This window comes from Priestia sp. YIM B13486, from assembly GCF_042787865.1.
GTDB lineage: Bacteria > Bacillota > Bacilli > Bacillales > Bacillaceae_H > Priestia > Priestia megaterium.
On the sequence record NZ_JBHZOZ010000006.1, the window covers coordinates 47,569 to 72,938 of the forward strand.

The following is a 25,370-nucleotide window of genomic DNA, read 5'->3' on the forward strand; positions in this document are numbered from 1 at the left end:
TTCTTTATGAAAAAATATACGTTTTTCCAAAAAATCACTGGGCTATCTCCCTACATATGGACGGTATTTGTCATTCTACCATTTTATTTTATTTTACAGTCTTCATCCATGAATCACATTATTGTTGGTTCGTTACTCACCATCTTATTTTTTATTTTCTATCGTTTTGCGTTTGTTTCAACAGGCAAGTCCGTTTACGTATGGACGGCTTTGTTAATCGTTATTTCCTTAGCCCTGACAACTATTTTCAATTATATTTACTTTGCCTTTTACTTTGCGTTTTTTATCGCTTATTTTATTGGAAATATCCAAAAACGACTCGCTTTCTTCACTTTGTATGCTGTTCATTTAATTAGCACCGTTATTTCGGTAAACTTTAACGTTGTTATGCAAGAAGAGATCTTTTTAAAACAGCTGCCTTTCATTTTTGTAATTTCCATCAGTGTGATTGTACTGCCATTTAGCATTTATAATCGGAAGAAGCGAGACCGGCTGGAAGAACAGCTTGAAGATGCAAATAAACGTATTTCTGAGCTTGTAAAACAGGAAGAACGCCAGCGGATAGCTCGCGATCTGCACGATACGTTAGGACAAAAGCTGTCTCTTATCGGTCTAAAAAGTGATTTAGCAAGAAAACTTATTACAAAAGATCCTGAAAAAGCAAAATCAGAATTAAAAGATGTCCAGCAAACAGCGCGCACGGCTCTTAATGAAGTGAGAAACATGGTTTCTCAAATGCGTGGAATCCGCCTTAGTGAAGAACTAAAACGCGTTCAAGAGCTTTTAGAAGCTGCCGAAATTAAGTTTGTAGGAGAAGAAGCCATTTCATTAGAGAATGTGTCGTTGCTAATTGAAAATATTCTTAGCATGTGCTTAAAAGAAGCAGTAACCAATGTGGTCAAACATAGTCAAGCCACCGTTTGCACGATTACTTTACATCAGTCTGCAAAAGAAGTAGGCATAACGGTAGAAGACAATGGAGTTGGTATTAATACGAAGAAAACCTGCTGGAAAGGAAACGGTCTTTTAGGAATGAAAGAACGGCTGGAGTTTGTAAACGGCCATCTTGATATCTCCAGCCAAGGGGGGACGATTATTCATATTACAGTTCCAAACATCGTTAAACATATTAAGGAGGAACAATTATGATTCGAATTGTTATTGCCGAAGATCAGCAAATGATGTTAGGGGCTTTAGGCTCTTTGTTAAATTTAGAAGATGACATGGAAGTTGTCGGAAAAGCTTCAAATGGGGAACAAGCGGTATCACTTGCTAAGCAGCACCAGCCAGATATATGCGTAATGGATATCGAGATGCCTCTTAAAACTGGGCTTGAAGCTGCAGAGGAACTGAAAGATTTAAACTGCAAAGTCATCATTTTGACAACGTTCGCTCGCTCCGGCTATTTTCAAAGAGCTTTGAAAGCAGGCGTAAGCGGATACTTGCTAAAAGATAGTCCGAGTGAAGAACTCGCAAATTCCATTCGAAGCGTGATGGCAGGCAGACGCCTCTATGCTCCAGAATTAGTGGATGACTTATATAGTGAATCTACCAGTCCTCTTACAGCTAGAGAGAAAGAAGTATTAGCTCTAGTAGCTGATGGAAAAAACACAAAAGAAATTGCTGACGAACTATCTATTAAGACTGGAACGGTGCGCAATTATATTTCTACCATTCTGGACAAACTCGAAGTAAAGAACCGCATTGAAGCCATTACTCGCTTTAAGGAAAAAGGCTGGTTCAAATGAAAAAAGCATGCATCAAACCGAGATGCATGCTTTTTAATCATTTGGCAATTTATCGTACCCTAATTTGTCGATGATCACAACATGCTCAGGGAATTCATCAAGCAGCTGCTGTTTTGTGAATAATTCAAAGTCACGGAAATCAAAACCTGGTGCGACCATGCATCCAACGAGAGAAAACGTATTCTCATTTGCCACAGAGGAACCAAAAATCGTATCTCTTGGAACTAAAAATTGAGGAACTTCTCCATTTTCTAAGTTTGTACCTAGTTTTACTTCTTGATAGGTTCCGTCGCGGTAAATAATATGAATGGTTAAAGGACTTCCCCCATGATAGTACCATAGTTCATCTGATTGCAGCCGGTGGAAATGCGATACATCTTGAGACCTTAATAAAAAGTAAATACTCGTGTATAGAAATCGTTTATCATCAAACTGCGATGACACTTCTTTATCAGAAATTTCATCATTGGAGCGATAGGTTTGTTTATAAAACCCTCCTTCTGGATGAGGCTGAAGCTCGAGCTTTGAAATCCAATATTCCCACTTATGTAAATCCATTACGTTCCTTCCCTTCCTTTTTCTTTTATCATTAACTACATCATAGTAAATCATTCTTTCTAACACAACAAACGGCTTCATTATTCCATCAGGAAAAATGAAGCCGCTACCACTGGTATTTTATCATTACATCCTACCCTTTCTGTTAGCACGGTTATATCTATACCTGCTAGAATGGCAGCGATGAAATAAATATGTCATATACAAATCTAACTGAAATCGATCTCCCTCAATGAAACATTGAAACGGCTGTTCTCTGCCTTGATCATTTTTTGCAGATGAACGCTGCTTAAACGGGACAATATTCATCTCTTTTCCCCCTCAGACAAATGTACTTTCTAGTGTAAATGCTGATGACAAACGTAATATTTTTTGATAAAAGTGAGGGCTGCCTGTGCATCTTGAATGCCAAGCTTTTTACAAACGCCAGCTAACATGAGCAGTTTGTACATAACCAGCTTTTGATTATTTGTTGCCAGTACGTAATAAACAATCGTATTAGCAACTGCCCGCGGTAATCTTATTTTTTTCAACTCATATAGCGCAGCAGACGAAGACATGCCTGCTTCAGTTAAAATCTGCTCAGTTGTGTACGTCTCCAAATAGCGAGCAAGCTTTCTTTCTTTATCGTTAAATATACCTTTAGAATCGTTCATTTTCTCTCCCTCTGTTATTTTAATAATCCATTAAATGCTGCATTAATTAGCCATAATGCAATAGCTCCCCCTGATAAATAAGTGCTGAGATAGAATAATAATTCCATATACCTCCCTCCCATTTCTATCTTACCCCTTCATTTCCCTAGCTGCAGTGATATTCATCACAGGTAAAAAGTGTATTGTTGAGCTACTGAATAGCTCCGCAAAAGAGCTCGTGAGAAAGATCCCACGAGCTGCTTAGTTAGCATTTTCATTTTCGGATAAAGCGTTTAAAAATCATAATAATTAATAATACCACTACAATAACAAGCAAAAATTTCAACATGAGTTGTCCATCCCTTCAAATCAGTAAATCATCTTTCATTAGTAAGTAGTTACCCTGTTTCGTTTTTTATAAACTGCTTACCTACTTATTTCATGCTAAAAATTATATAATAGTAGAAAACCATCTAAAATAGCCCTACAAGTAAAACATAAATGGGAGTATAACCATGACTGACTATCTTCAAACATTTCTGCTTGAACATTTAGAAGCAGCTGGGTTTATCAGCATTCTCTTGAACATTCTTATTAGCATTACGGGCGTATTTCCAAGTGCACCCCTTACGTTCGCAAACGTAAAATTATTTGGTTTTTGGAACGGATTTTTACTTTCTTTTATTGGAGAAGTTTTAGGTGCAGCTCTCTCTTTTTGGCTGTATCGAAAAGGTTTCCGTACACTTGTTCATACAAAAACACTTTCTCACTCTAAGTCGCTGAAACTGCTGCGCGTACAAGGGAAAGAGAGTTTTGTATTGATTCTTTCTTTGCGTTTACTTCCCTTTGTTCCATCAGGCCTCATTACATTCTTCAGCGCTGTAGGAAAAGGCTCCTTTGCGGTATTCATTTCTGCTAGCGCACTTGGAAAAATTCCAGCGCTTTTTATTGAAGTTTATTCGGTTTATCATCTTTCACAAGGATCTATGCAAGGCAAAATCATTTTAATGGTTTTATCCATCATCTTACTTTTTTATATAAGTAAAAAATGGAAGAAAAAAGCTTAACGGATTATAAAAAGGGAAGACTATCTAAAGATAAGCAAAAACATTATCTTATGTAACTGTAATAAGATAACGTATTGGAGATGGTCCATTGATTTTTCTGTTAGTTTCTGGAAGTATCATTATTCCTATTATCATGCTCTTTTTCTCACTCAAATGGAAAGGAGCAGAGCTAGTTTTTAATACGCTAGCCCTTCTTTCAGCGCTAGTATTTGGAAATATAGCCGCTGCTTCTATCTATCGTATCTTAAAAAACCATACTGTTTTTATGACGAGCATCCATGCAATCTTTTTAAATTCAGCTTTTTTATTAACCGGGGCATACCTTGGAATCTATGTATTGTATAAACTGTTAGCTCTGACCTTAAATGTAAAACAGCGTACTATGCAAAAATAGTACGCTGTTTTAAAATGCAGTTTATTTTATGATTCCAGTTGGTATGCATAAAGGTGAACCATCAACCGGATTTTGAATGATAGTTGAAGATAAATTAAACACATCTCTTATCATTTCTTCTGTAAATACTTGAGCAGAAGAACCTTCTTTGTAAATCTGGCCGTTTGAAATACTGATTAAATAGTCTGCATAGCGAGCTGCTTGGTTTAGATCGTGTAAGACCATCACAATTGTACAATTTCTCTTTTGGTTTAAAGAACGAAGAAGTTCAAGCACTTCAATCTGATGAGCTAAATCTAAATATGTGGTAGGCTCATCCAAAAGTAGAAGCTCCGTACCCTGTGCTAATGCCATTGCAACCCAGGCCCTCTGACGCTGCCCTCCAGAGAGAGCATCCAGTGTACGATGACTTAAATCAGACAGTTTGGTTGCCTGTAAAGCCTCCTCTACAATTTGATGATCTTCAGCAGAATAGCGAGCAAATAAGCCCTTATGAGGGTGACGACCGTAATAGCAAAGCTCTTTTACTGTTAAATCTTCAGGAGCTTCAGGAGCTTGAGGCAAAATAGCCAGTTTTTTTGCTACTTCTTTTGATGAATGACGATGAATATCTTTTCCATTTAAATATATACTTCCTTCTGTAGGCTTTAATAAACGAGCCAATGAACGAAGGATTGTTGACTTTCCAGAGCCATTTGATCCAATGATTATACTTACCTTTCCTTCTGGAATGTGAAGGTCAATATTATGAATAACTGAAGTTGAATCATATGATAGTGAAAGCTTTTCAGCAGTTAATTTTGTCATTACTGTTCCTCCTTTCCTCTATTTTTTCTGTTCACGGCGCAGTAAATATAGAAAATAAGGGGCGCCAATAACAGCTGTTACAATTCCAGCTGGAATCTCAACGGGCGGCATAACCCCTCTTCCTAAACTGTCAGCAATTAGCAGGAATAAAGCACCTACTGCTGCTGAAACTGGTAACAAGAACTTCGAACGGCTTCCTACTAGCCTCCTACCAATATGAGGAGCAATTAAACCAATAAAACCAATTGACCCAACCACAGCTACAGATAACCCTGACAATATCACAGCCATACTCAATAGTGTATAACGAACGTATGTTGTTCGCTCTCCTAAGCCAACTGCAATCTCATCCCCTAAGTTTAAAATGTCGAGCTTAGATGCAAATATAATAATAACAGGCACGAGTACAACACAAGGAATTAACATCCCAAGCTCACTCCAGCCTCTTCCCCATAAACTTCCTGTGAGCCAAAGAAGAGTTGTATTCACGTCATCTGGAAACTTAATCATAAAATACTGAATTCCAGCCTGACAAATAGCTCCTAACGCTACGCCAACTAAAGCCAGCGTATGAGGTTTAGCTCCTTGAGAGTAGGAAAACACCATAAGTATAACGGCTATAGCTGCTGCTCCTAAAAAAGCTGAAAGTGGCAGCAGAAGCACAGAAGCAGTTGGAAATACAATTAAGATAAAAACGGCGAATAGCCCCGCTCCTTTTGTGACACCGATAACATCGGGAGAAGCTAGTGGATTTTTTAATATCCCTTGCAAAATAGCTCCTGCTACTGCTAAAGCCGCACCTACAACAATAGCAATGAGGGTGCGTGGAATACGATAATTCGTTAAAATAAATGAACTCCCTTGAGAACTTCCAATTATTTGCTGAAAGATTTCTCCCGGGGAAATATAAACGGCTCCTATCCCTAAGCTAATTACAATCGTAATTATTAAACCTAACAATAAGATACTTAACATTTGATAAGGGTGTTTTCTTTTCATTGCTTAATATTCCTCCCCTTTCTAGCAAGGTATAAAAAGAAAGGCGCTCCAATAAGAGCTGTTACAATCCCTACTGGCGACTCAAAAGGATATGCAATGAAACGAGACAGTACATCAGCATAAACAAGCAAAATGGCTCCTAATATAGCTGAAAATGGCAGAATTCGTTGGTAGTCTCCTCCTACCAATTTTCTAGCTATATGAGGTACAATGAGACCTACAAATCCAATTGGCCCCGCAACGGCAACAGATGCACCGGCGAGCATAATGACTAGTATACCTGCAAAAAAGCGAATCCATTTTACCTTTTCTCCTAATCCTGTTGCCATATTTTCTCCTAATACTAGGATCGATATAGAGCGAGATGATCCAAAAGCTAGGAGAAGACCTAGAAACGACCAAGGTAAAAGAATTTTCACATGAGTCCAGTCTTTCCCGTTAATAGAACCTACAAGCCAATACAAAACGTCCGTAGCTTGTTCATTTAGCACAATTACTCCTTGAGTAAGTGACGATAAAAATAAATGCACAGCCATTCCGGCAAGTGCTAGTTTCACATGAGTTATCTTTCCGCCCGATGCGAACAAATAAACAGTTATTCCTCCTAAAGCTGCCCCTAAAAAGGCAATATAAACAGTTGATTGAGAGGTAAGGTCAGGAAATAAAATAAAAGCTATTACAATCGCTAATGAAGCACCAGCATTTACTCCAAACACTTGGGGTGAGGCAAGCGAATTTCGTGTAATAGCTTGCATCAATGCTCCAGCAACTGCCAAGCTGGCTCCAATAAGAGCTGCCAGCACAGCTCTTGGCAGTCTAAGCGTCTGTACGATTGTTGTCTGCTTAGAGTCATCAGGCGCAAAAATTGCCTTAATTACTTCTGTAAAGCTGACAGCAGAAGATCCCACAGCCACATGCAAAATCATTCCAATGATTAACAAACAAACGCTAGCTACCAACACAATGTATTTATTCATTTTTTGCTTTTGGACAAGATTTGTCATTTCCAACACACTTTCTACAGTTTTCTTTTCTAAACAAATAGAAGCAAGAATAGAATAACTATTCTCGCCTCTTTGTCAGACTCTGTTATGTTACTGCTGCTTATTGTTTAGTAACTTAACCGTATCTTTTCCAATTGCCTCAGCTGAAATCACTCCTCGGAATCTTGTCCATAAATCACGGTCTACTACAAAAACTTTATCATTTTTAACAGCTTTTAAATTTTTCCAAAGAGGATTTGTTTTCCATTCATCCGTTACAAGTTTACCTTCGTTATTTGCTAGGATTAAAATATCTGGATTAATGTCTGACAACTGTTCTAAATTCATCTCAGCATATGCTTCTTTGTCTTGTACAGCGTTCTTCAATCCTAGCTTTTCAAGGAACTCTCCGTCATAAGAAGAAGATGTATGCGCTTGGAAAGAAGTATCTCTGACAACTGCTGGTAAGACTGTCTGACCACTTTCTTCTTTTAACTCATTTTTTAATTTTGAAATTGTTTCTTCATGCTCATTTAAGCGCTGTTGTGCTTTTTTTTCTTTTCCTACTGCTTTCGCAATTGTTTTAAATGAATCTATATTTTCTTCATATGTAGATTCACGACTTTTCAATTCAATTGTAGGTGCAATTTTGTTTAATTCTTTATAGATTGCTTTATGACGCTGCACATCGGCAATAATTAAGTCCGGCTGCAGGGAACTAATTACTTCTAAATTTGGCTGTTGACGTGTTCCTACTGAAGTATAATTGATCTTCCCATCTACGAGTTTTTCAATCATATCTTTTTTGTTGTCGTCTGCAATTCCTACTGGCTTCATTCCTAAACCTTGCAAAGCATCTACAAAGGATAGTTCAAGCACAACTACTTTTTTTGGATTTTCAGGAACTTTTGTTTTTCCCAGCTCATGCTGCACAGATATCTTTTGACTATTATCTGAATTTTCTTTTGATGAATTTTGAGTTGACCCGCATCCTGCTAGAACAAATAAAATAGAAACAATAGCAGCTACACTGGCAAGTCTAATCTTTTTAACTTGCTTCATTTTAACGCTTCCTCCTATGTATATACTCTGTTTGACGCTGATAATCATTATCATCAATGTTATCTGTTAATTAAAGGTGCGTCAATAGTTTTCTCGTAATATGGGACATTTCTTGAATAAATAACAGAAGAATCCTTTTAATCCCTTTCTTGAAAAAGCTTTATTCCCTCCCTTTTTTACGATACACTATCTGTAAGTTGACCATATTCAACTTTATTGTACTAACGCACTTTTAAATAATCTTAATTTTGGAGTGAAGATAGTGAATTCGTCTCTATTACAAATGAATACTATATTTATTAGTATTCTCATCGAAGCCCTTCCCTTTGTATTACTGGGCGTGATCATTTCAGGAATTATTCAAATTTTTGTAACTGATGAAATGATGGCTCGAGTTATTCCTAAAAATAAAATAGGTGCTGTCCTATTAGCTAGTGTGATTGGAGCTCTTTTTCCAGCCTGCGAATGTGGAATTGTTCCTATTACTAGACGTTTAATGGCAAAAGGAGTTCCTCTTTATGCTGCTATTCCTTTTATGTTAACAGGTCCTATTATTAATCCAGTTGTTTTATTTTCTACCTTTGTAGCCTTCGGTAATGATTGGAAGATAGTATTGTATCGTGCAGGAGTGGCTTTTATTGTTTCCTTACTTGTAGGTTTCATTTTAAGTTTTCAGTTTAAAACACCTCAGACGAAACGTGAGGTTCACCTGCATACTTCCCCCAAAAAAATGAGTGCGAAGGTTTCAGAAGCTACCCGTCATACTATTGATGAGTTTTTTTCTGTTGGGAAATTTCTGATTATCGGAGGATTAATTGCAGCCGGAATGCAGACGTTTGTTAAGACATCTACTCTATTTTCATTAGGTCAAGGCGATGTTTCATCAAACGCGGTAATGATGGGACTTGCATATGTATTATCGCTTTGCTCTTCTGCAGATGCGTTTATCGCTTCCTCGTTTCGCAGTACGTTTACAGACAGTGCTATTGTTTCATTCTTGGTATTCGGCCCAATGTTTGACATTAAGAATACGCTGATGATGCTAGGCCAGTTTAAGACTAAATTTGTCTTTACACTTTTGGCTTATGTCTTTATTTTAGTACTTATTGTTTCGATCTTAATTGTTCATTAATAAGGAGGGATTTAGCATGATTCGTATTTTAATTTTAATAGGGTTTACGTTCATCTTCATGCACCTTCATGCAACTGGGGATATCTCAAAATATATTAATATGAAATATTCTTGGATTTCATTTGGTACTATCTTTGTACTTTGGTTTTTAACTATCGCAGAATTAATCTTTTACATGATAGGCCCTAAAAAACATGATGATGATTGTAGCTGCGGATGCGCCCATAACCATCAAGAAAGCAAATGGAAACGAAGAGCATGGTACCCAATTTATATTTTACCTGTATTCACTGTCTTATTTTTACCTGTCGCAACTCTTGATTCTAACATTGTTGAAGCTAAAGGATTTCATTTTCCTATTTATGATAAAAAAGATCCTTATTCTTCTCATCAATTTTTACAGCCGGATACAAGTTCTTTTTACGGCGAAGAAGCCTATGACCAAATGATTCATCATGACCTTAAAAAATTTTCTAAAGGAGAGAATATCAACTTAGAAGATGAGGAATTTTTAAATGCAATGGAAACTATTTACCGATATCCTGGTCAATTCAGTGGCAAAACCATTTCATTTAAAGGATTTATGTATCAAACGAAGGAGCTAAAAAAGAATCAGTATTTTCTCTTTCGCTTTGGTATTATTCATTGTATTGCAGATTCAGGGGTGTTTGGAATGCTCATTGAGTTTCCAGATGACGCTGCTTTTAAAAATGATGACTGGGCAACTGTTACAGGTGAAGTCAGTACAATGTATTATCAGCCGTTCAAAAAAACCATTCCTGTTTTGAAAGTAACAAAAGTGAAGCGGGAGCAGGCTCCAAAGGACCCTTATGTATATCGAAATAACCAATAATTAAAAGCCGTTCTTTTAAATAAGAACGGCTTTTTACATTAATGAACAAATTCCATTTTTTCTTCGATTTTATGAAATTTCTCATAAAATTCCTCCGCTGAAATCGGTTTGGAGAAATAGTATCCCTGCACTTCATCACATTTTTCTTTATGAAGAAGTTCTACTTGTTCAACTTCTTCTACACCTTCTGCTACGACGGATAGCTGCAAACTTTTGGCTAGTGTAATAATGGCTCTGACAATCGATACTTCCGTTGTATTAGGATCTAAATCTTTAATAAAAGACCGGTCAATTTTCAGCGTATGAATAGGCAGCTTCTGAATATAGCTAAACGAGGAGTATCCTGAGCCAAAATCATCAATTGAAATAAATACTCCTGCATCTTTTAAGATTTGTAGCTTTTCGATTGTTTGCTCAACATGCTTCATCGTTACACTTTCTGTAATTTCAAGTTCTAAATATCTTGATTCTAACTCTACTTCACGCAAGACACCTAACACATAATCAACAAAATCAGTTGTGCCAAAATCCACGCTTGATATGTTCACACTCATTTTTAAGGGAGGAAGTCCTTGAAGCTGCCAATACTTATTTTGATGGCACGCTTTTTTTAATACCCATTTCGTCAGTGTAACAATAACGCCTGTTTCTTCAGCAATCGGAATAAATTCTGCGGGAGAAATGACGCCCATCTCGGCATGAGTCCACCGGATTAAAGCCTCCACTCCAACAATATGGCCACTTTGAATATTGACTTTCGGCTGATAGTGAAGCTCCATTTCGCCCAGCTCAAAAGCCTTGCGTAACCCATCTTCAATTCTCATTCGTCGCGTAGTATGAACCTGCATTTCTTTTTGATAAAACAGATAATGATTACGCCCTTGTTTTTTGACTTCGTACATCGCTAAATCAGCATGGCGAACTAGCACTTCAAGCAATTTTCCATCTTTAGGAAATAAACTAACTCCGATGCTTACCCCTAAATAAACATCTCTCGATAGCACTACAAAAGGAGTGGATAAGCAGTCATTTAATGATTGACAGATTTTTTTCACTTCTTCATCAGTCCTATCATGCAGTAAAACTAAAAACTCATCTCCTCCAAAACGCGAAAGCACATCTTGGTTTCTTATGCAGCTCTTCATTCGATCAACAACCTGAAGCATAAGCTGATCTCCAGCATGATGACCAAGCGTGTCATTTACCTGTTTGAAACGATCTAGGTCTAAAAATAAGAAATGAAGCTTTTTTCCTGAAGCAGCTGCTGAATCAATGGATTTCTCTACAATGCTTGAAAACATACTTCGATTTGGTAAATCTGTTAGCATATCGTGAAAAGCCATATATTGAAGCGATTCTTGAGCTTTTTTCTGTTCCGTTACATCTCTAGTTACTGTCTGAAAAAGCGTCTCTCCATTAATTTGAATGAGCGTAGATTTTACTTCTAAAAAGAGTTCCTTACCTAACGCATTAAACATTTTCAATTGAGCTAATGGAGATCTTGGCTCATCTTTTCTATCCTTTACTGCCTTCAATCCTTTTTTAATATCGGGAACTTGTTCAGATGAAAAGAAATCATATAACGATTTACCAACGAGCTGGTCTTCCGTTACTCCTAAAAGCTGAATCATAGCATCATTCACAGACACGACCTCTTCTTCTCGATGGACCATAATTGCCAATGGAGAGGAGTAAAACAAGTTTTCATAGCGATTTTTTGCTTCAATCAACGTTTTTTCCGCTTCGCGCTCTTGCGTCATATTGCGGATATACAACATATACTCAACCGTCTCTTCAATTCCTACCGCCATCACCGTTATCTCAACCGTAACTTCTCTATTACTTATCAAAAGGGAGTGCTCAGTTCGTCCATCTTGTAGAGAAGAAAATTCGTAGAAGGGCAGCAGCTTAACAACATTACTCCCGATTACATCTGATGCTTTAAGAGAGAAAAGCGTTTCCGCTGCATAATTGAGCGATAAAACATGTCTTTTTTCATCGATCACCAAAATAGCATCCAGAGCGGATTCAAAAAAAGCCCATTTTAAAACTTCTTGTTTTTGTACGCGTCGATCCATAAAAATGGTTAAAAACACAGCCGTAAAGAGGCAGACAATAAAAAAAACAATAACGACGGATAAATATATTGGATTTAAGGCAAAACCGTTTGAGTGTTCAGACATTGACATTCCTGAAAAAGAAGCTGCCTGCATGCCCGTATAGTGCATACCTGCAATAGCAATGCCCATAATAGTAGAACAAATAACCTTAGCAAAAACGGTAAGCTTCCCTTCATTTAGCTTTGAATAAAAACCAAGCCACAAAGCTGTATTAGAAGCAGCAACAGCAATAAGAATAGAGAGAAAAACGATAAATGGATCATACGAAATCATAATTGGCTCCATAGCCATCATGCCCAAATAGTGCATAAAAACAATTCCCGCTCCCATAAAGCTCCCTGCAATGATAAGTGCTTTTATACTTTTCTTTTGTTTGTGAATGAGGTAGAGACCTATATAACATCCCGTTATCGCTCCCAAGATTGAGAGAAGAACAAACCATAAATTATATGAAACATCTACGGGCAGGTGAAAAGCAAGCATGGCGATAAAATGCATTGACCAAATGCCTATCCCCAATGTAAATGCCCCGCTGATTAACCAAAACTGAATAAATTTTGCCCGGGAAATTTTCACACGATTAGCTAACCCAAAAGAAGCGTACGCCGCAGTAATAGCGATAAGGAAAGAGAGTGTAACGAGTAACTCATTGTACGTCCCTTCTAGTAAATGTGTATGATGATTCATTCATGACCTTCCTTCAATTCGTTCTTTTCTTTGTTATCGGTTAAGGCCTAAAAATATTTACTATTTCAAAAGAACTTATGCTTGATTTACTTCTTACCTTTTGAACGTCCTGACAATATCGCGCTCACTTTTTCCTTGTTGACAGTGTATAAACAAGTACAATCATCTGACTCATACGCCTCTTCTAGTTGAAACGAAAATTTTTTTAAAAGAGTAATTGAATCTTTATTATTAGGATCAACTTTTGCTTCAATTTCTTGTATACGAAACTCTTCAAAAGCTTTTTCTAGCAAAAGGCAGAGCGCTTCTGTCATGAGACCTTTTTTCCAAAAAGGTCTGCCTAAATCATACCCAATCTCTGCTTGCTTTTTAACATAATCAATACGGTTTAGACCGCAGGTTCCAATGATCTCATCGGAAGTCTTTAATCGAATAGCATAGCGTGTTGCTTTCCCTTCTTTCGTCAAACTTTGGAGAAGTGCAATCATGCTTTCCGCTTGATAAAGCGTCGTAAAGGGCTCAATATTCATATATCTAGTAACCTCTTCATCCGACCAATATTCAAAAACTTTAGAAGCATCTTTTTTTTGAAGAGGAGATAAATATACCCTCATCTATGTTCTCCCTCCTTTTGGTGAATGATGGAACAAGACATTTTCATCTGCGCCTCTTTCACATCTTAAAAAATCTCACATGGTGCACGGAACATGTGAGATTTGACATTTAACTATTTTTTGATTGTGCATCGCGCAGCTGCGTATATAAACGATTAATTGCTACAGTCATTGACTGTTCATAGGAATGATGATCATAATAAACGGCTATATTTTTTAACATTTCATACGTTTGATGATCAAGCTGCACCTCAAGCGTAATTTTTTCGTCAATTGTTGCTGTTTGCAAATGATGAGGCAAGTCCTCTTTTGTAGACACTTGCTCTGCAATATGAATTGCTTCTTCTACTGTTTCAATTCGGCCGTACTGATGCACCCATCTTCTGCCCATTTCAATTGTATCTTTTACAAACTGACGATTGGTAATGGTATCTTTAATATTAAATTGATGGTCTGCCACATATACAGATTGATACAAGATGACACTGATCACTTCGTCTTTTAAATTTAATTTTCTCAGCTCATCAATTAAATCCGCTATATATTTAGGTAATGGACTAAATGTCCCTCGCACTTCCTTAATTAAATCCATAGCAATGGATTCAGTTGAATTGCGTTTAAATGCTTTTATAATATCTATCATTACATGTTCGTTTGCCATACATACACCACCATTTATGAATCGAATAATTTCATGCTCCTTGCTGTTTTGCATAGACATTCACTATTCGTTTAAAATATATACTATTATTCTATTATATAAAAAATATGAATAAGTTGGTATAGGATGAATGATTTATCATTATTTTTTCATAAAATTTTATGAAAAAGAACATGTTTATCTATTACTAGCACAAATCCAGCACAGCAAACAACGATCTCGCCAAAATCTGAGAAGATAAGTATTTATTATTAGTAAATGTGAGTTTTTCTTTGATAGAAGACATTAAATAAAAGGGAGCAAACCAATTCCGCTTATTGAAGTATATGGTCAAAAGATTTTTAGATGTTAGATGACAGAAGATATCCAATATCAGCAATTAATCTCCTTCCCTGTTCATTGTCACTTAGTCCATCTATCAAAACAACGGCATAATATGTTTCGTTACCTCGCATGAGAATAGCACTATCATGTTCTGCTCCCTGTAGTTCTCCAGTCTTATTCGCAGCTTGAAACGCTGATCCTATACGTGCTGGAAGCTTATGCTGAAACTGCTGCATTTCTAACATTCTCATTATTTTTTCGCGACTAGATTTTTGCAAAAGGTTTCCTTCATATATTTCCCTTAGACACTTTACTACGTCAGAGGCACACGTATAATTATCAATCCCTTTTTCAACAGCGATTTCGTCCATCATATAGCGGTTTAAAACGGTTTTCTTTAATCCTAGATTTTTAGCACATTCGTTAATTTTTTCAAATCCTACTAAAGAAATGAGTTCATTTGTAGCTGTGTTGTCAGAAACAATTATCATAAGGGTAAGCAGCTCTTCTACTTTAATATGTGTTAACCGCGGAAGAGCTCTAAGTACGCCTGCTCCGCCAACCGTGTTTTTTTCCATTCTTTGAATGACAGATGTTAAAGCCAAGATGCCCGCATCAATTTGACGAAACCCTTCTATTGCAAGCAGCAGCTTGATTGTACTTGCTGCTCGTTGTTGGATAAAAGAATTAATCTGTATGGATTCTTTTCCTTCAATATGAATACGTATAAGTCCATTATTACTCCGCTTCCATGTAGTAACTGCATCTTCGATTTTCATTCTCGCTCTTTCCATCATTTTGTCGCAGCTGTTTCAATATAGTTGTTACTCATTATCTTTTGATTGTATAAGTGACAGGATACAAAGTGATTGTCTTCAACTTCCTGCCACTCTGGCTTTTGAGTCTTACAGGCTGCTACTGCAAGAGGACAGCGCGTATTAAACACGCAGCCAGAGGGCGGGTTAATTGGACTCGGTAATTCTCCTTTAAGAACAATCCGCTTCCGATTATCCTCAACGTCAGGATCAGGGATAGGAATAGCTGACAGTAGAGCTTGAGTGTAAGGGTGAAGCGGTTTTTGATACAGCTCCGAACTTGTTGTTAATTCTACTAAATGCCCTAAATACATAACTCCAATACGATTGCTTATATGCTTTACCATCGACAAGTCATGTGCAATAAATAAATAGGTTAACCCTTTTTCTTTTTGGAGTTTTTTTAATAAATTAACTACTTGAGCCTGTACAGACACATCTAAAGCAGAAATAGGTTCGTCTGCAATAATGCATTCTGGATTTAGTGCTAAAGCTCTCGCAATCCCTATACGCTGGCGCTGTCCGCCGCTGAATTCATGAGGATAGCGATTGGCATGATCACGGTTTAGCCCGACATCTTCTAGCAGCTCATACACGCGGTTCAGCATCTCTTTTTTATTCGAATAAAGTCCGTGAACCTCCATTGGTTCTGAGATAATCTCCTTCACGGTAGAACGAGGGTTTAGTGAAGCATATGGATCTTGAAAAATCATTTGCATATTACGATGAAAAGCAAATTTTTCTTTCTCTGATAGCTCATGCACGTTTTTCCCTTTATAAAGCACCTCTCCTGATGTACGGTTATACAACCCAATGATTGTTCGCCCCGCAGTTGATTTTCCGCAGCCGGATTCACCAACAAGTCCAAAGGTTTCTCCTTTTGAAATATGAAAAGACACGCCGTCTACTGCTTTCAAAACCTGCTTATTCGTAATCGAAAAATATTTGCTCAGCTGCTTTACTTCTAACAAATGCTTCGCTGTCATAACTGCCACCTCCTAATAATAGCGCCGGGCTGCGCACAGCTCTTCTTCATAAAGCGTTTCTTTTAATTCAATCAGTTCAACGGTTTTACCTGTTTTAGGTGAATGAAGCATTTTTCCTTCACCATAATAAATACCAACATGGTGGATAGACCCTTCACCTTTTTCATGAGCGAAAAACAGCAAATCTCCAGGTTGAATAGAGGCTAACCCCACTTCTTTTCCTTGCCTTGCTTGATCGGTTGCATCCCTTGGAATAAGATATCCGTTTGCTTTATGAGTAGCATAGGCAAACCCGGAACAATCATATCCCCAGGCACTCATGCCACCCCATAAATATGGAAGATTCAAAAACTGTTCTCCTGCTGCAATAATCCTATCCCCAGTTCCTTTTACTTTACGGTTTCTATCCTCTATTACAACAGCATCTTGACGTTTTATTCTCCCACTGCCAACCGGCGTTTGAACTTCTAGCCATTCTTTATCTTCTTTTAAAAGAGGCAGCTGCGTTTGATAACTAATTTGCAAGGCTTCTTCCGCTAGGTGCAGGGTCGCAATCGTTGCTGATACCACCGCCGTTGGTTTATTCAACGGAAAATATTCAGTTTGAGAAATCAGTTGGTGAAAAGGAACCCACCCGGGATATCCTCTTTCATCTTTAGAAGAAAACTGAGAAGGAATAACGATTTTTGCCCATTTACCTTTCATTTCTGTTACATATACTTCTTCTCCTAGTAACAGCTGCGTTTGAACTAAATTTTTCTCACAAAGCTCCAACCGGCGTGTATACGTTAATTGTTCTAGCCATTTATCCAGTTTTACTGGGACACTTATTGCATTGTCATCTATTTCTCTGCTAGAGTCATAGGAAGTCCAAACAGTCGCCACAGCTACACAAACGTAATACGTTTTTTTATCCATCACCTATTTATCCTCCCCGCAGGTTTAACCTTCAGCGTTCGACTTTATCTTTTGGTAATGTAATACCGGATTCAAATTCCACCATTCGTTCATAAGTCGACATCGTGGCATAGCTTCCAATCGCCACAGCTGTTTGAGGCGAGCAATGCCCGATGCGAAACCCTCTCATCACAGGTTTTTTTAAAGAAGTCAGGTAACTTGTTAATGCCTCTTCTAAAGAAAGCGACTCCGTACGTTTTTTAGGATAGCAGTTATGAAAATCTCCCATAATAATTCCCGCTGCATCCTGCAGTTTATTGGCCATATACAGCTGTGTCATCATGCGGTCAATTTCATACGGCTCTTCATCAATATCTTCAATAAATAAAATTCGATTTTTTGTATCTAGCTCAAATGGTGTGCCAAGCGTGCTTACCAGCAAAGTCAGATTTCCTCCTATCAGCTGACCAGTTGCTTCTCCTTCACAAATGGTGTCGAGGGGACTAATTTGATCCGTATAGCACAAAGAACGGTGAGAAAATAATTGATAAAAAGCTTGCTTCGTCTCTATATGAACATCTTCTTTTCCGAGATCCGACGAAAGCATTGGCCCGTGAAAGGTAACCAAACCTGTGCGCTGATGAATAGCCGTATGTAAAAACGTAATATCGCTATATCCCCAAAAAACCTTTGGGTTTCGCTTAATTAAATCGTAGTTTAATTGCGAGGCAAGTCTAGCAGTCCCGTAACCTCCGCATGCACAAATAATTGCCTTTACTTTCTTATTGGCAAACATCGCATGTATATCGGCTGCTCGCTGTTCATCAGTCCCTGCCAAGTACCCGTTTTTTTTATATAAATGCGCGCCTGTTACTACGTTTAATCCTATTTCCTTTAAATATTCTATTCCTTTTTTTAGATTGTGCTGATTAGGCGGACTAGCAGGTGCAATAACAGCTACTGTATCACCTTTTTGTAATGGTTTTGGTTTTATCATTTGTTACACTCCTTTTGTGTAAAGAAATGAAGAAAGTGAAACTTGGGTCAGAAGGGTATTGAAATCCCCTCTGACGAAAAGTTCCACTTTACTGTTTATCTGCCCACTTCAAATCTAAATAGCCAACAGGATGACGAACAATTCCAGATACGTTATCTTTTATTAAAAACACATAGTTGTAGAAATGGATAGGAATGATTGGCATCTCATCAAATAAAATACCTTCTGCTTTATACATAAGCTCAAAACGTTTTTTATTATCCGTTTCGTTCATAGCTTGTTTAATTAACTCATCATATTCTTTATTGCTCCAAGCTGTACGGTTCATTGAATGACCCGTCTGGAAGCTCTCTAAAAAGTTAATTGGATCTGCATAATCAGCTAAAAATGAACTTCGTGACAGCTGAAACTTTAACGCTTTTTGTTCTTCTTGGAAAACATTCCATTCCATATTGGCAAGCTTCACATCTACGCCTAGATTTTCTTTGAACATTTGCTGCAGTGCTTCTGCTATTTTTTTATGCGTATCGTCTGTACTGTATGTTAGAGTAATAGCTGGCAGCTTTTTATATCCTTCTTCTTTCATTCCTTTTTTCAGAAGTGCTTTTGCTTCTTTGCTATCTGTTTTTAATAAATCGCCGCCCGTTTTACGGAAATCCTTTCCATCTGCATCTTTAAATCCGTAAGATACGAACCCACGAGCTGGTTTTTCTTTATTTTTTGTAACAAAATTAACAATTTGATCTTGATCTACAGCCATTGCAAATGCTTTACGGATATTTTTGTTTTGAAAGGGCTCTTTATCTAAGTTAAAGCGATAGAAGTAAGTTCCCGCTTGGTCTTCGATATGAACATCTCCATCTTTCAGCAGCTTTTCACTTAAATCCGATGGAATTTCAGAAACATCTAGTTCTCCATTTTGATACATTTGATATTCTGTGTTTGTATTTTCAACAATTGCCCATTTTACCTTGTCAAGCTTTACATTTTCAGCATCCCAATACTGATCGTTTCTTTCCATGACTAGATTACTGTTATGCTTCCATTGAGTTAATTTGAAGGGACCATTAGCAACAAACGAGTCTGCTTCTGCAAACCATTTCGGATTTTTTGTTGCTACTTTTTCATTAATTGGGAAGAACGCTGGATTGGAAACTACGCTTAAGAAATAGGCTTGAGGGCTCTTAAGCGTAACTTCAAAGGTTTTGTCATCTAGCGCTTTTACCCCTACTTGATCAGCACTACCTTTACCCGTATTAAATTCTTCTCCACCTTGGATGAAATAACCTAAAAATGCCGCTGGTGAACCCGTCTTAGGATCTAACAGCCTCTTCCAAGCAAATACGAAATCACTTGCTTTCACGTCATCTCCATTTGACCATTTAGCATCTTTTCGTAAATGAAACGTATAGACCTTTTTGTCCTCAGAGATATCCCATTTCTCGGCCATTGCTCCTTCAGGCTCATCGCTTTTTCCTAAACGAGTCAGCCCTTCCATTAAGTTATTAAGCATATTCCATGAATATGAATCAAATCCAATAGGCGGATCAAAAGACGTAGGTTCTGCGCCATTATTCATATAAAGGACCTTACCGTCTTCTTTTGCTGTACTGCTTTTCTTTTCTGGCTCCGCGCCTGAATCTTTTGTGGCCGTACAGGCAGCAAGTGCAAATGTAAGTACACACATCATTAGTAAAGACCCTATTTTTTTCATCATTTCCCCCTCTTTCATAAGTTCTCTATTCATCTATAAATCTAGCTTATAGTTGTTACAAATTTTTGGGCTCTCTCATCTTGAAGCCAGCAGTGCACTTGGTGACTTTCTTTCAGCTTTGTTGACGTAGGATACATGCGGTCACATACTTCCATTACGTAAGGACAGCGAGGTGCGAACGAACATCCGGATGGAGGTGCAAATAAATCGGGAGGTGATCCTGTAATAGGCACAAGTTCACTTTCGTATAAATCTAACCGAGGAACTGAACGCAGCAATCCTTTTGTATACGGATGCTGCGGCGTATAAAAGATGTCTCTTCTTGTTCCAATCTCTACAATCTTTCCTGCATACATTACGGCAACACGGTCAGCTACTTGAGCAACTACACCTAAATCATGGGTAATTAAAACAATAGAGACATCCGTTTTCTGCTGAATATCCTTAAACAATTCTAAAATCTGCGCTTGTATCGTAACGTCAAGAGCTGTGGTAGGTTCATCAGCAATTAGCACTTCGGGATTGCATACAAGAGCCATTGCAATGACAATACGCTGTCTCATTCCCCCGCTAAATTCATGAGGATATTGCTTTAGGCGTTCTTTAGGATTTGGAATTCCGACTAGCTCCAGCATTTCAAATGCTTTTTCTTTGGCTTTTTCTTTTGAAATGTTTTCATGTTGCATAATATTTTCTGCAATTTGCTTACCTACGCGAAGAGTTGGATTAAGCGCAGTCATGGGATCCTGAAAAATCATCGAAATATCAGCGCCTCGAATGTCTCGCATTTTCTTTTCTGATAGTTTCGTTAAATCCTGGCCTTTAAATAAAATAGATCCGCTTGTGATCCTGCCCGGAGGTGTCGGAATTAACCTCATAATACTTTGAGATGTCACACTTTTTCCGCACCCTGACTCTCCGACAATCGCTAGTGTTTCTCCTTTATGTAAATCAAAACTAACGCCTCTTACAGCTTGAACTCGCCCTCCGTAAGTTGAAAACTGTACGTGTAAGTTCTTGATTTGGAGCATTTTTTCCATTTGCTTACCTCCTTAATTTCGGATCAAGTGCATCTTGCAGTCCGTCTCCAAGGACATTAAAAGCAAACATGGTAAGAGAAATAAAAAAAGCGGAAAAAAACAAACGCCACCAATAGCCTGATAGAATCGTTGATAAACCATCGTTTGCCATTACTCCCCAGCTGGCATAAGGAGCTTGTACACCCAGCCCTAAAAAGCTTAAAAAAGCTTCAGCAAAAATGGCAGTTGGTACGGTTAGTGTCATTTGAACGATAATCGGTCCCATCGTATTTGGAAGCAGGTTTCGCTTAATGATACGACTAGTTTTTGTTCCAAACGTTTTGGATGCAAGCACGTATTCATAGTTTTTTATTTGCAATACTTGCCCCCGTACAATTCTCGCCATCCCGATCCAACCTGTAACGGAAAGTGCCACAATAATCGTAGAAAGCCCGGGGCCCATGACTACCATTAGTAAAATCACGACTAATAAATAAGGAAGACCGTATAAAATTTCAATTACGCGCATCATGACATTATCTGTTTTTCCGCCTTTGTAGCCTGAGAATCCCCCGTAAATGACACCGATGATAAAATCAATAAGCGCTGCCATCAGTCCTACAAATAAAGAGATTCTAGCCCCGTACCATGTCCGGGTGTACATATCTCTGCCTAAGTCATCCGTTCCAAACCAATGACTAGCTGAAGGAGGAAGATTTTGCTCTGTAAAAGAAGCTTTCGTTACACTGTAGGGTGAAAACATAGGACCGAATATAGCCATCACAGCGAGAATGACTAAAAAAAAGAGACCCAGCATGGCCAACTTGTTTTTTACAAGCCTGCGCCAAGCATCATGCCAATAAGAAAGACTCGGCCTTACAACTGCTTCAGCTTCAGATTTCTTTTTTTTCTTTGGCACAAACCACTCATCAGGAATTTGCTTATACTCCTGTTTTTCCAGCACGTTATCCCTCCTTCTTATACAGTTTGATTCGTGGATCAAGTATTCCGTAAGCAATGTCTACTAAAAAAAGCATAATGATGAGAATCGAACTGTAAAAGACCGTCGTGCCCATAATTACCGGGTAGTCTCTCGTATTAATACTGTCCACAAAATATTTTCCCATGCCAGGAATAGCAAAGATTTGTTCAATAACAAATGTGCCGGTTAATACGCTGGCCGCAATCGTTCCAAGAACTGTTATAACGGGCATTAAAGCATTTCTAAGCGCATGCTTAAATACAATTTTTACTGGTGAAAGCCCTTTTGCACGCGCTGTTCGAATATAATCTTGAGTTAGTACTTCTATCATACTTGAGCGAGTCAAACGTGCAATAATAGCCATAGGACCTGTGGCAAGAGCTAGAGTCGGAAGAATCATATGTAAAGGGCTCGTCCACGTAGCGGCAGGTAAAATTTTCAAATTAACAGAAAGCTGTTGAATTAACAACGTGGCCATAACAAAATTTGGAACCGACAATCCGATAACTGCTATGCTCATCGCCATGTAATCAATTATTCCATTCCTTCTAAGAGCAGCGATAATGCCTAGTGTAATACCGGAAATTACCGCAAGAATTAACGTCACCATTCCAAGTTCAAATGACACGGGAAACCCTCTTCCTAGAAGGTCGTTAACCGTTTGAGACGGCTGTTTAATGGAAGGACCAAAGTCAAAGGTAACAATGGATTTTAAATAAAGAATATATTGCACAGCTAGCGGCTCATCTAAGTGATAAAATGATTCCAGGTTTTTTTGAACTGCATCGCTTGTCGCTCGTTCTTCATTAAATGGAGATCCAGGAATCGAATGCATTAAAAAGAAGGTTAAGGTCACAATTACCCACAGCGTAACAAGCATGGATAAAAATCGTTTCAGAATATAACTTTTCACCTTTATCCCACCTTCTAACAGAATGTTGTGCGCGTAGCTAATTCAGTCATAACAAGCATGGCCTGATAAGCTTCTAAAATATCTTTTGCTTGAAACCGAACGGTCGTCGTTCCAGGCTCAATTTCTGTTCCCGGCATTAAATGCGCCCACTCTGCTTGACCGTAATTTGCAAATTCTATTCGTAAGGTTGGATGTTTAGGTGGAATTAAAGGTTTAACAAGGTGTTTGTGTTGAATAGCTGCGGCTGTTTTTTCTTGAAGTAATTGTTCTGCTTTCTTAGGGGTTAATGTTTTGGCTGCAGAACGTGAAATGGCCTGTTTGGCGATAGCAGTCGTCACGTTTGGAATAAGCTGCTGTGCTTCCAGCGCCGTTTGGTCATCACCGGCTACCATTAAAACTGGCACGCCGTAATAGCCTGCGACGTATGCATTGAAGCCTAACTCTCCAATATTCGTATCGTCTATGTACATATTGCGAGCACCAAATATCATCGAATGAGACATGACACCAGGCATGGATGCTTTAGCATGATATCCTAGAAACATAGCACCATCAAAAGTCTGATCTAATCCCTGTACCATTGAATATGGTTTTACGCTTCCTGAAATAAGCTGAGTTTCTGGATGAAGCCGTTCAACAAGGAGATTATTCATACTCGAATGACTGTCATTTACCACAACTTCTGAGCACTGTTCTCTAAATCCTGCATAAATTACTGCATTTGCTTCATCCGTCATTATTTTGCGGCTTCTCTCATAATTTTCTTTCTGTCGCAGAACATTTGTGTGATCGACGAGTCCCGTAATTCCTTCCATATCAACCGACAGATATAGTTTCATTTGTCTTATTCCTCCTCCTTCCTTGACTGTTAGTCAGTTCATTATAAATTATTCTTATGTTTATAATTTATAATTGTAAGAAAATTATAAATTATCTTTCTTCTTTTTACAACAATATATTGAATTTTTTGACACTTTATTCGTCTTCCTTTTAACAAGATATCGCTTACAAATTGGAAATCCCATGGTAAAATAATAGAGCAGCCTGTTGGTTCATTCAGCCGCTCGTCGGCATTAATTGAGGTGTTAAGAATGTTTCGAGTTTCCATTGCTTCACTACAATGGTTTTTATTTATGATCTCTAATAGTATGATTGTTCCTATTGTAATTGCTTCTCAGTTTCATTTAAACGCAGCGGATTCTATTCAATTTTTACAGCGAACGTTATTTATTTTAGCTTTATCCGGGCTCTTGCAGGTATTTATAGGGCATAAATATCCCATCATGGAAGGGCCAGCTGGTGTTTGGTGGGGCGTCTTTTCTCTGTATGCGAGTCTTGGAACGGTTCTGTTTGGTTCTCACTCTGAAACGCTCCGCGTACTGCAGTTCACCCTCCTTATAAGCGGGATAATCGCTATTTTGATGAGCCTGCTTGGTCTCATTGATAAACTAGCAAAATACTTTACCCCGACAGTTACCGGTACATATTTAATTTTATTAGTGACGCAGCTCAGCGGTTCCTTTTTAAAAGGAATGTTTGGTATTACAGAAACGAATTCAGCTATTAAACTTCCTATTGCGCTGGCTTCAGCTGCGATTTTGCTGCTGACTTTTTATTTATTATCACACAGGACGTTAAATAAGCTCAGCATTATTATTAGTATTGGTGTAGGCTGGGGAGTATTTGCAATACTAGGATTAGCTAAACCTATCGAGTTTCAGGCGCAGTTATTTTACATACCTAAAGTGTTTGTATTTGGAGCTCCTCGCATTGAATGGAATATGGTTGTCACTGCTTTTTTTGTGACGCTCATTTTAATTACAAACATGCTCGCTTCTATTCGTGTTGTTGAGTCTGTTTATAAACACAAAGGAGAAAAAATTGAAAAAGACAATATTAAGCGTTCCGGGATGGTTTCGGGTATAAGTCAGCTGCTTGGAGGATTGTTTTCAGGTGTCGGTGCCGTTCCTATTTCAGGTTCCGGTGGATTTATTTCAGCTACAAATCTTTATAGCCGAGTTCCTTTTATTGTAGCATCGTGTCTTTTGCTTTTTTTGAGTATCTTTACTCCTTTAACATCCATTATGTCCGCTCTTCCTCCTGCTGTCGGATACGCGGCAATCTTTCCTGTTTTTACAGGTATGATGGCTCTTGGAATTGGAGAATTCAAGCATGCCAAACAGCCCGAAAAAGCAATGAAAAAAGCCGGTATTGCGTTGCTGTCGGGGATAGGGGTTATGTTTTTGCCTTCTCAAGCTTTTTCAACACTGCCACCTTTAGTTACTACGTTTTTAAGCAACGGATTAGTTCTTGGCACAATTATCATTCTTGCACTGGAAATTTCTGAATCCATTTCTTTGAAAAGACAAGGTGCAAAAGAGGGATAAAAAAAAGAAGCTGAAA

At 38.0% G+C, this 25,370-nt stretch carries 26 protein-coding genes; 7 read left to right on the forward strand and 19 right to left on the reverse strand.

All coding sequences use genetic code 11. The features are described from left to right. Window positions 1-6: 6 nt before the first annotated feature. A complete protein-coding gene (locus tag ACFX4G_RS16785) occupies window positions 7-1,149 on the forward strand; it encodes a sensor histidine kinase (protein WP_025749309.1) in 1,143 nt (380 codons plus the stop codon). Next, window positions 1,146-1,748, forward strand: a complete 603-nt coding sequence (locus tag ACFX4G_RS16790; protein WP_013056197.1) for a response regulator transcription factor — start codon at window positions 1,146-1,148, stop codon at window positions 1,746-1,748. The genes ACFX4G_RS16785 and ACFX4G_RS16790 overlap by 4 nt, the downstream gene beginning before the upstream one ends. 33 nt (window positions 1,749-1,781) lie before the next feature. Here ACFX4G_RS16790 and ACFX4G_RS16795 read toward each other — a convergent pair whose 3' ends face one another. From ACFX4G_RS16795 to ACFX4G_RS16805, 3 genes are all read right to left on the reverse strand, one after another. After that, window positions 1,782-2,306 (reverse strand): cupin domain-containing protein, encoded by a 525-nt coding sequence (locus ACFX4G_RS16795; protein WP_013056196.1) that lies wholly within the window; start codon window positions 2,304-2,306, stop codon window positions 1,782-1,784. A 126-nt stretch (window positions 2,307-2,432) separates the two neighbouring features. Beyond that, the gene (locus ACFX4G_RS16800; protein WP_029324165.1) at window positions 2,433-2,615 is read right to left on the reverse strand and encodes a hypothetical protein; all 183 of its coding nucleotides are present in this window, start codon (window positions 2,613-2,615) and stop codon (window positions 2,433-2,435) included. Window positions 2,616-2,644: 29 nt separating this feature from the next. Continuing rightward, the gene (locus tag ACFX4G_RS16805) at window positions 2,645-2,962 is read right to left on the reverse strand and encodes a hypothetical protein (protein ID WP_013056195.1); all 318 of its coding nucleotides are present in this window, start codon (window positions 2,960-2,962) and stop codon (window positions 2,645-2,647) included. 494 nt (window positions 2,963-3,456) lie between these two features. Here ACFX4G_RS16805 and ACFX4G_RS16810 point away from each other — a divergent pair, with 494 nt between their 5' ends. Both ACFX4G_RS16810 and ACFX4G_RS16815 read left to right on the forward strand, forming a co-directional pair. Further along, window positions 3,457-4,008 carry a TVP38/TMEM64 family protein gene (locus tag ACFX4G_RS16810; protein ID WP_043979372.1) on the forward strand — a complete coding sequence of 184 codons (552 nt, stop codon included), beginning with the start codon at window positions 3,457-3,459 and terminating at the stop codon, window positions 4,006-4,008. Between the two features lie 88 nt (window positions 4,009-4,096). Continuing rightward, window positions 4,097-4,402 (forward strand): hypothetical protein, encoded by a 306-nt coding sequence (locus ACFX4G_RS16815; protein ID WP_043979375.1) that lies wholly within the window; start codon window positions 4,097-4,099, stop codon window positions 4,400-4,402. Between the two features lie 21 nt (window positions 4,403-4,423). Here the strand turns inward: ACFX4G_RS16815 and ACFX4G_RS16820 are convergent, their stop codons facing one another. From ACFX4G_RS16820 to ACFX4G_RS16835, 4 genes are all read right to left on the reverse strand, one after another. Continuing rightward, window positions 4,424-5,209 carry an ABC transporter ATP-binding protein gene (locus ACFX4G_RS16820; RefSeq protein ID WP_377575784.1) on the reverse strand — a complete coding sequence of 262 codons (786 nt, stop codon included), beginning with the start codon at window positions 5,207-5,209 and terminating at the stop codon, window positions 4,424-4,426. A gap of 18 nt (window positions 5,210-5,227) precedes the next feature. Next, complete coding sequence (locus ACFX4G_RS16825; RefSeq protein WP_377575788.1) at window positions 5,228-6,208, reverse strand: FecCD family ABC transporter permease; 981 nt, start codon at window positions 6,206-6,208, stop codon at window positions 5,228-5,230. Further along, window positions 6,205-7,212 (reverse strand): FecCD family ABC transporter permease, encoded by a 1,008-nt coding sequence (locus tag ACFX4G_RS16830; RefSeq protein ID WP_043979380.1) that lies wholly within the window; start codon window positions 7,210-7,212, stop codon window positions 6,205-6,207. The genes ACFX4G_RS16825 and ACFX4G_RS16830 overlap by 4 nt, the downstream gene beginning before the upstream one ends. A 90-nt stretch (window positions 7,213-7,302) precedes the next feature. Beyond that, window positions 7,303-8,253, reverse strand: coding sequence for an ABC transporter substrate-binding protein (locus tag ACFX4G_RS16835; RefSeq protein ID WP_043979383.1), 951 nt, complete (start codon window positions 8,251-8,253; stop codon window positions 7,303-7,305). 262 nt (window positions 8,254-8,515) lie between these two features. On the opposite strand from ACFX4G_RS16835, the gene ACFX4G_RS16840 reads away from it, so the two are divergent. Then, window positions 8,516-9,385: a permease gene (locus ACFX4G_RS16840; RefSeq protein WP_043979385.1), complete on the forward strand. Its 870-nt coding sequence runs from the start codon at window positions 8,516-8,518 to the stop codon at window positions 9,383-9,385. Between the two features lie 16 nt (window positions 9,386-9,401). After that, the gene (locus tag ACFX4G_RS16845) at window positions 9,402-10,238 is read left to right on the forward strand and encodes a TIGR03943 family putative permease subunit (protein ID WP_028408025.1); all 837 of its coding nucleotides are present in this window, start codon (window positions 9,402-9,404) and stop codon (window positions 10,236-10,238) included. Window positions 10,239-10,276: 38 nt separating this feature from the next. Here the strand turns inward: ACFX4G_RS16845 and ACFX4G_RS16850 are convergent, their stop codons facing one another. The 12 genes from ACFX4G_RS16850 to ACFX4G_RS16905 all read right to left on the reverse strand — a co-directional run bounded on the left by ACFX4G_RS16850 (window position 10,277) and on the right by ACFX4G_RS16905 (window position 23,806). Then, window positions 10,277-13,045, reverse strand: a complete 2,769-nt coding sequence (locus ACFX4G_RS16850; RefSeq protein WP_162213897.1) for an EAL domain-containing protein — start codon at window positions 13,043-13,045, stop codon at window positions 10,277-10,279. Window positions 13,046-13,131: 86 nt separating this feature from the next. Continuing rightward, complete coding sequence (locus ACFX4G_RS16855; protein WP_043979389.1) at window positions 13,132-13,659, reverse strand: GNAT family N-acetyltransferase; 528 nt, start codon at window positions 13,657-13,659, stop codon at window positions 13,132-13,134. Between the two features lie 109 nt (window positions 13,660-13,768). Further along, entirely contained in the window at window positions 13,769-14,320 is a 552-nt protein-coding gene (locus ACFX4G_RS16860; RefSeq protein WP_013056190.1) for a hypothetical protein, read from the reverse strand. 341 nt (window positions 14,321-14,661) lie between these two features. Further along, window positions 14,662-15,423: a serine hydrolase gene (locus ACFX4G_RS16865; RefSeq protein WP_377575793.1), complete on the reverse strand. Its 762-nt coding sequence runs from the start codon at window positions 15,421-15,423 to the stop codon at window positions 14,662-14,664. A 14-nt stretch (window positions 15,424-15,437) separates the two neighbouring features. Next, window positions 15,438-16,445 carry an ABC transporter ATP-binding protein gene (locus ACFX4G_RS16870; RefSeq protein WP_043979393.1) on the reverse strand — a complete coding sequence of 336 codons (1,008 nt, stop codon included), beginning with the start codon at window positions 16,443-16,445 and terminating at the stop codon, window positions 15,438-15,440. A 12-nt stretch (window positions 16,446-16,457) separates the two neighbouring features. Continuing rightward, complete coding sequence (locus ACFX4G_RS16875) at window positions 16,458-17,363, reverse strand: C40 family peptidase (RefSeq protein ID WP_043980573.1); 906 nt, start codon at window positions 17,361-17,363, stop codon at window positions 16,458-16,460. Window positions 17,364-17,394: 31 nt separating this feature from the next. Continuing rightward, complete coding sequence (locus ACFX4G_RS16880; RefSeq protein ID WP_043979397.1) at window positions 17,395-18,339, reverse strand: S66 peptidase family protein; 945 nt, start codon at window positions 18,337-18,339, stop codon at window positions 17,395-17,397. 88 nt (window positions 18,340-18,427) lie between these two features. Next, a complete protein-coding gene (locus ACFX4G_RS16885; protein WP_322552492.1) occupies window positions 18,428-20,071 on the reverse strand; it encodes a peptide ABC transporter substrate-binding protein in 1,644 nt (547 codons plus the stop codon). Between the two features lie 23 nt (window positions 20,072-20,094). Beyond that, a complete protein-coding gene (locus tag ACFX4G_RS16890) occupies window positions 20,095-21,093 on the reverse strand; it encodes an ABC transporter ATP-binding protein (RefSeq protein ID WP_377575796.1) in 999 nt (332 codons plus the stop codon). A gap of 4 nt (window positions 21,094-21,097) precedes the next feature. After that, the gene (locus ACFX4G_RS16895; RefSeq protein ID WP_377575799.1) at window positions 21,098-22,036 is read right to left on the reverse strand and encodes an ABC transporter permease; all 939 of its coding nucleotides are present in this window, start codon (window positions 22,034-22,036) and stop codon (window positions 21,098-21,100) included. 1 nt (window position 22,037) lies between these two features. Further along, on the reverse strand, window positions 22,038-22,967 hold the full coding sequence (locus ACFX4G_RS16900; RefSeq protein WP_013056182.1) for an ABC transporter permease: 930 nt from the start codon (window positions 22,965-22,967) through the stop codon (window positions 22,038-22,040). Window positions 22,968-22,981: 14 nt separating this feature from the next. After that, window positions 22,982-23,806: a M55 family metallopeptidase gene (locus tag ACFX4G_RS16905; protein WP_377575802.1), complete on the reverse strand. Its 825-nt coding sequence runs from the start codon at window positions 23,804-23,806 to the stop codon at window positions 22,982-22,984. A gap of 252 nt (window positions 23,807-24,058) precedes the next feature. Here ACFX4G_RS16905 and ACFX4G_RS16910 point away from each other — a divergent pair, with 252 nt between their 5' ends. Next, on the forward strand, window positions 24,059-25,354 hold the full coding sequence (locus ACFX4G_RS16910) for a purine/pyrimidine permease (RefSeq protein WP_377575805.1): 1,296 nt from the start codon (window positions 24,059-24,061) through the stop codon (window positions 25,352-25,354). Window positions 25,355-25,370: the final 16 nt, after the last annotated feature.

Excerpts from the sequence above, each read along its gene's own strand:
- ACFX4G_RS16800 (WP_029324165.1), bottom strand. The coding sequence starts at position 2,615 with ATGAATATTGTCCCGTTTAAGCAGCGTTCATCTGCAAAAAATGATCAA.
- ACFX4G_RS16880 (WP_043979397.1), bottom strand. The coding sequence starts at position 18,339 with ATGATAAAACCAAAACCATTACAAAAAGGTGATACAGTAGCTGTTATT.
- ACFX4G_RS16910 (WP_377575805.1), top strand. The coding sequence starts at position 24,059 with ATGTTTCGAGTTTCCATTGCTTCACTACAATGGTTTTTATTTATGATC.
- ACFX4G_RS16905 (WP_377575802.1), bottom strand. The coding sequence starts at position 23,806 with ATGAAACTATATCTGTCGGTTGATATGGAAGGAATTACGGGACTCGTC.
- ACFX4G_RS16885 (WP_322552492.1), bottom strand. The coding sequence starts at position 20,071 with ATGAAAGAGGGGGAAATGATGAAAAAAATAGGGTCTTTACTAATGATG.
- ACFX4G_RS16860 (WP_013056190.1), bottom strand. The coding sequence starts at position 14,320 with ATGGCAAACGAACATGTAATGATAGATATTATAAAAGCATTTAAACGC.
- ACFX4G_RS16805 (WP_013056195.1), bottom strand. The coding sequence starts at position 2,962 with ATGAACGATTCTAAAGGTATATTTAACGATAAAGAAAGAAAGCTTGCT.
- ACFX4G_RS16865 (WP_377575793.1), bottom strand. The coding sequence starts at position 15,423 with ATGAAAATCGAAGATGCAGTTACTACATGGAAGCGGAGTAATAATGGA.
- ACFX4G_RS16855 (WP_043979389.1), bottom strand. The coding sequence starts at position 13,659 with ATGAGGGTATATTTATCTCCTCTTCAAAAAAAAGATGCTTCTAAAGTT.
- ACFX4G_RS16845 (WP_028408025.1), top strand. The coding sequence starts at position 9,402 with ATGATTCGTATTTTAATTTTAATAGGGTTTACGTTCATCTTCATGCAC.
- ACFX4G_RS16810 (WP_043979372.1), top strand. The coding sequence starts at position 3,457 with ATGACTGACTATCTTCAAACATTTCTGCTTGAACATTTAGAAGCAGCT.
- ACFX4G_RS16890 (WP_377575796.1), bottom strand. The coding sequence starts at position 21,093 with ATGGAAAAAATGCTCCAAATCAAGAACTTACACGTACAGTTTTCAACT.
- ACFX4G_RS16790 (WP_013056197.1), top strand. The coding sequence starts at position 1,146 with ATGATTCGAATTGTTATTGCCGAAGATCAGCAAATGATGTTAGGGGCT.
- ACFX4G_RS16850 (WP_162213897.1), bottom strand. The coding sequence starts at position 13,045 with ATGAATCATCATACACATTTACTAGAAGGGACGTACAATGAGTTACTC.
- ACFX4G_RS16830 (WP_043979380.1), bottom strand. The coding sequence starts at position 7,212 with ATGACAAATCTTGTCCAAAAGCAAAAAATGAATAAATACATTGTGTTG.
- ACFX4G_RS16835 (WP_043979383.1), bottom strand. The coding sequence starts at position 8,253 with ATGAAGCAAGTTAAAAAGATTAGACTTGCCAGTGTAGCTGCTATTGTT.
- ACFX4G_RS16785 (WP_025749309.1), top strand. The coding sequence starts at position 7 with ATGAAAAAATATACGTTTTTCCAAAAAATCACTGGGCTATCTCCCTAC.
- ACFX4G_RS16870 (WP_043979393.1), bottom strand. The coding sequence starts at position 16,445 with ATGACAGCGAAGCATTTGTTAGAAGTAAAGCAGCTGAGCAAATATTTT.
- ACFX4G_RS16825 (WP_377575788.1), bottom strand. The coding sequence starts at position 6,208 with ATGAAAAGAAAACACCCTTATCAAATGTTAAGTATCTTATTGTTAGGT.
- ACFX4G_RS16795 (WP_013056196.1), bottom strand. The coding sequence starts at position 2,306 with ATGGATTTACATAAGTGGGAATATTGGATTTCAAAGCTCGAGCTTCAG.
- ACFX4G_RS16875 (WP_043980573.1), bottom strand. The coding sequence starts at position 17,363 with ATGGATAAAAAAACGTATTACGTTTGTGTAGCTGTGGCGACTGTTTGG.
- ACFX4G_RS16820 (WP_377575784.1), bottom strand. The coding sequence starts at position 5,209 with ATGACAAAATTAACTGCTGAAAAGCTTTCACTATCATATGATTCAACT.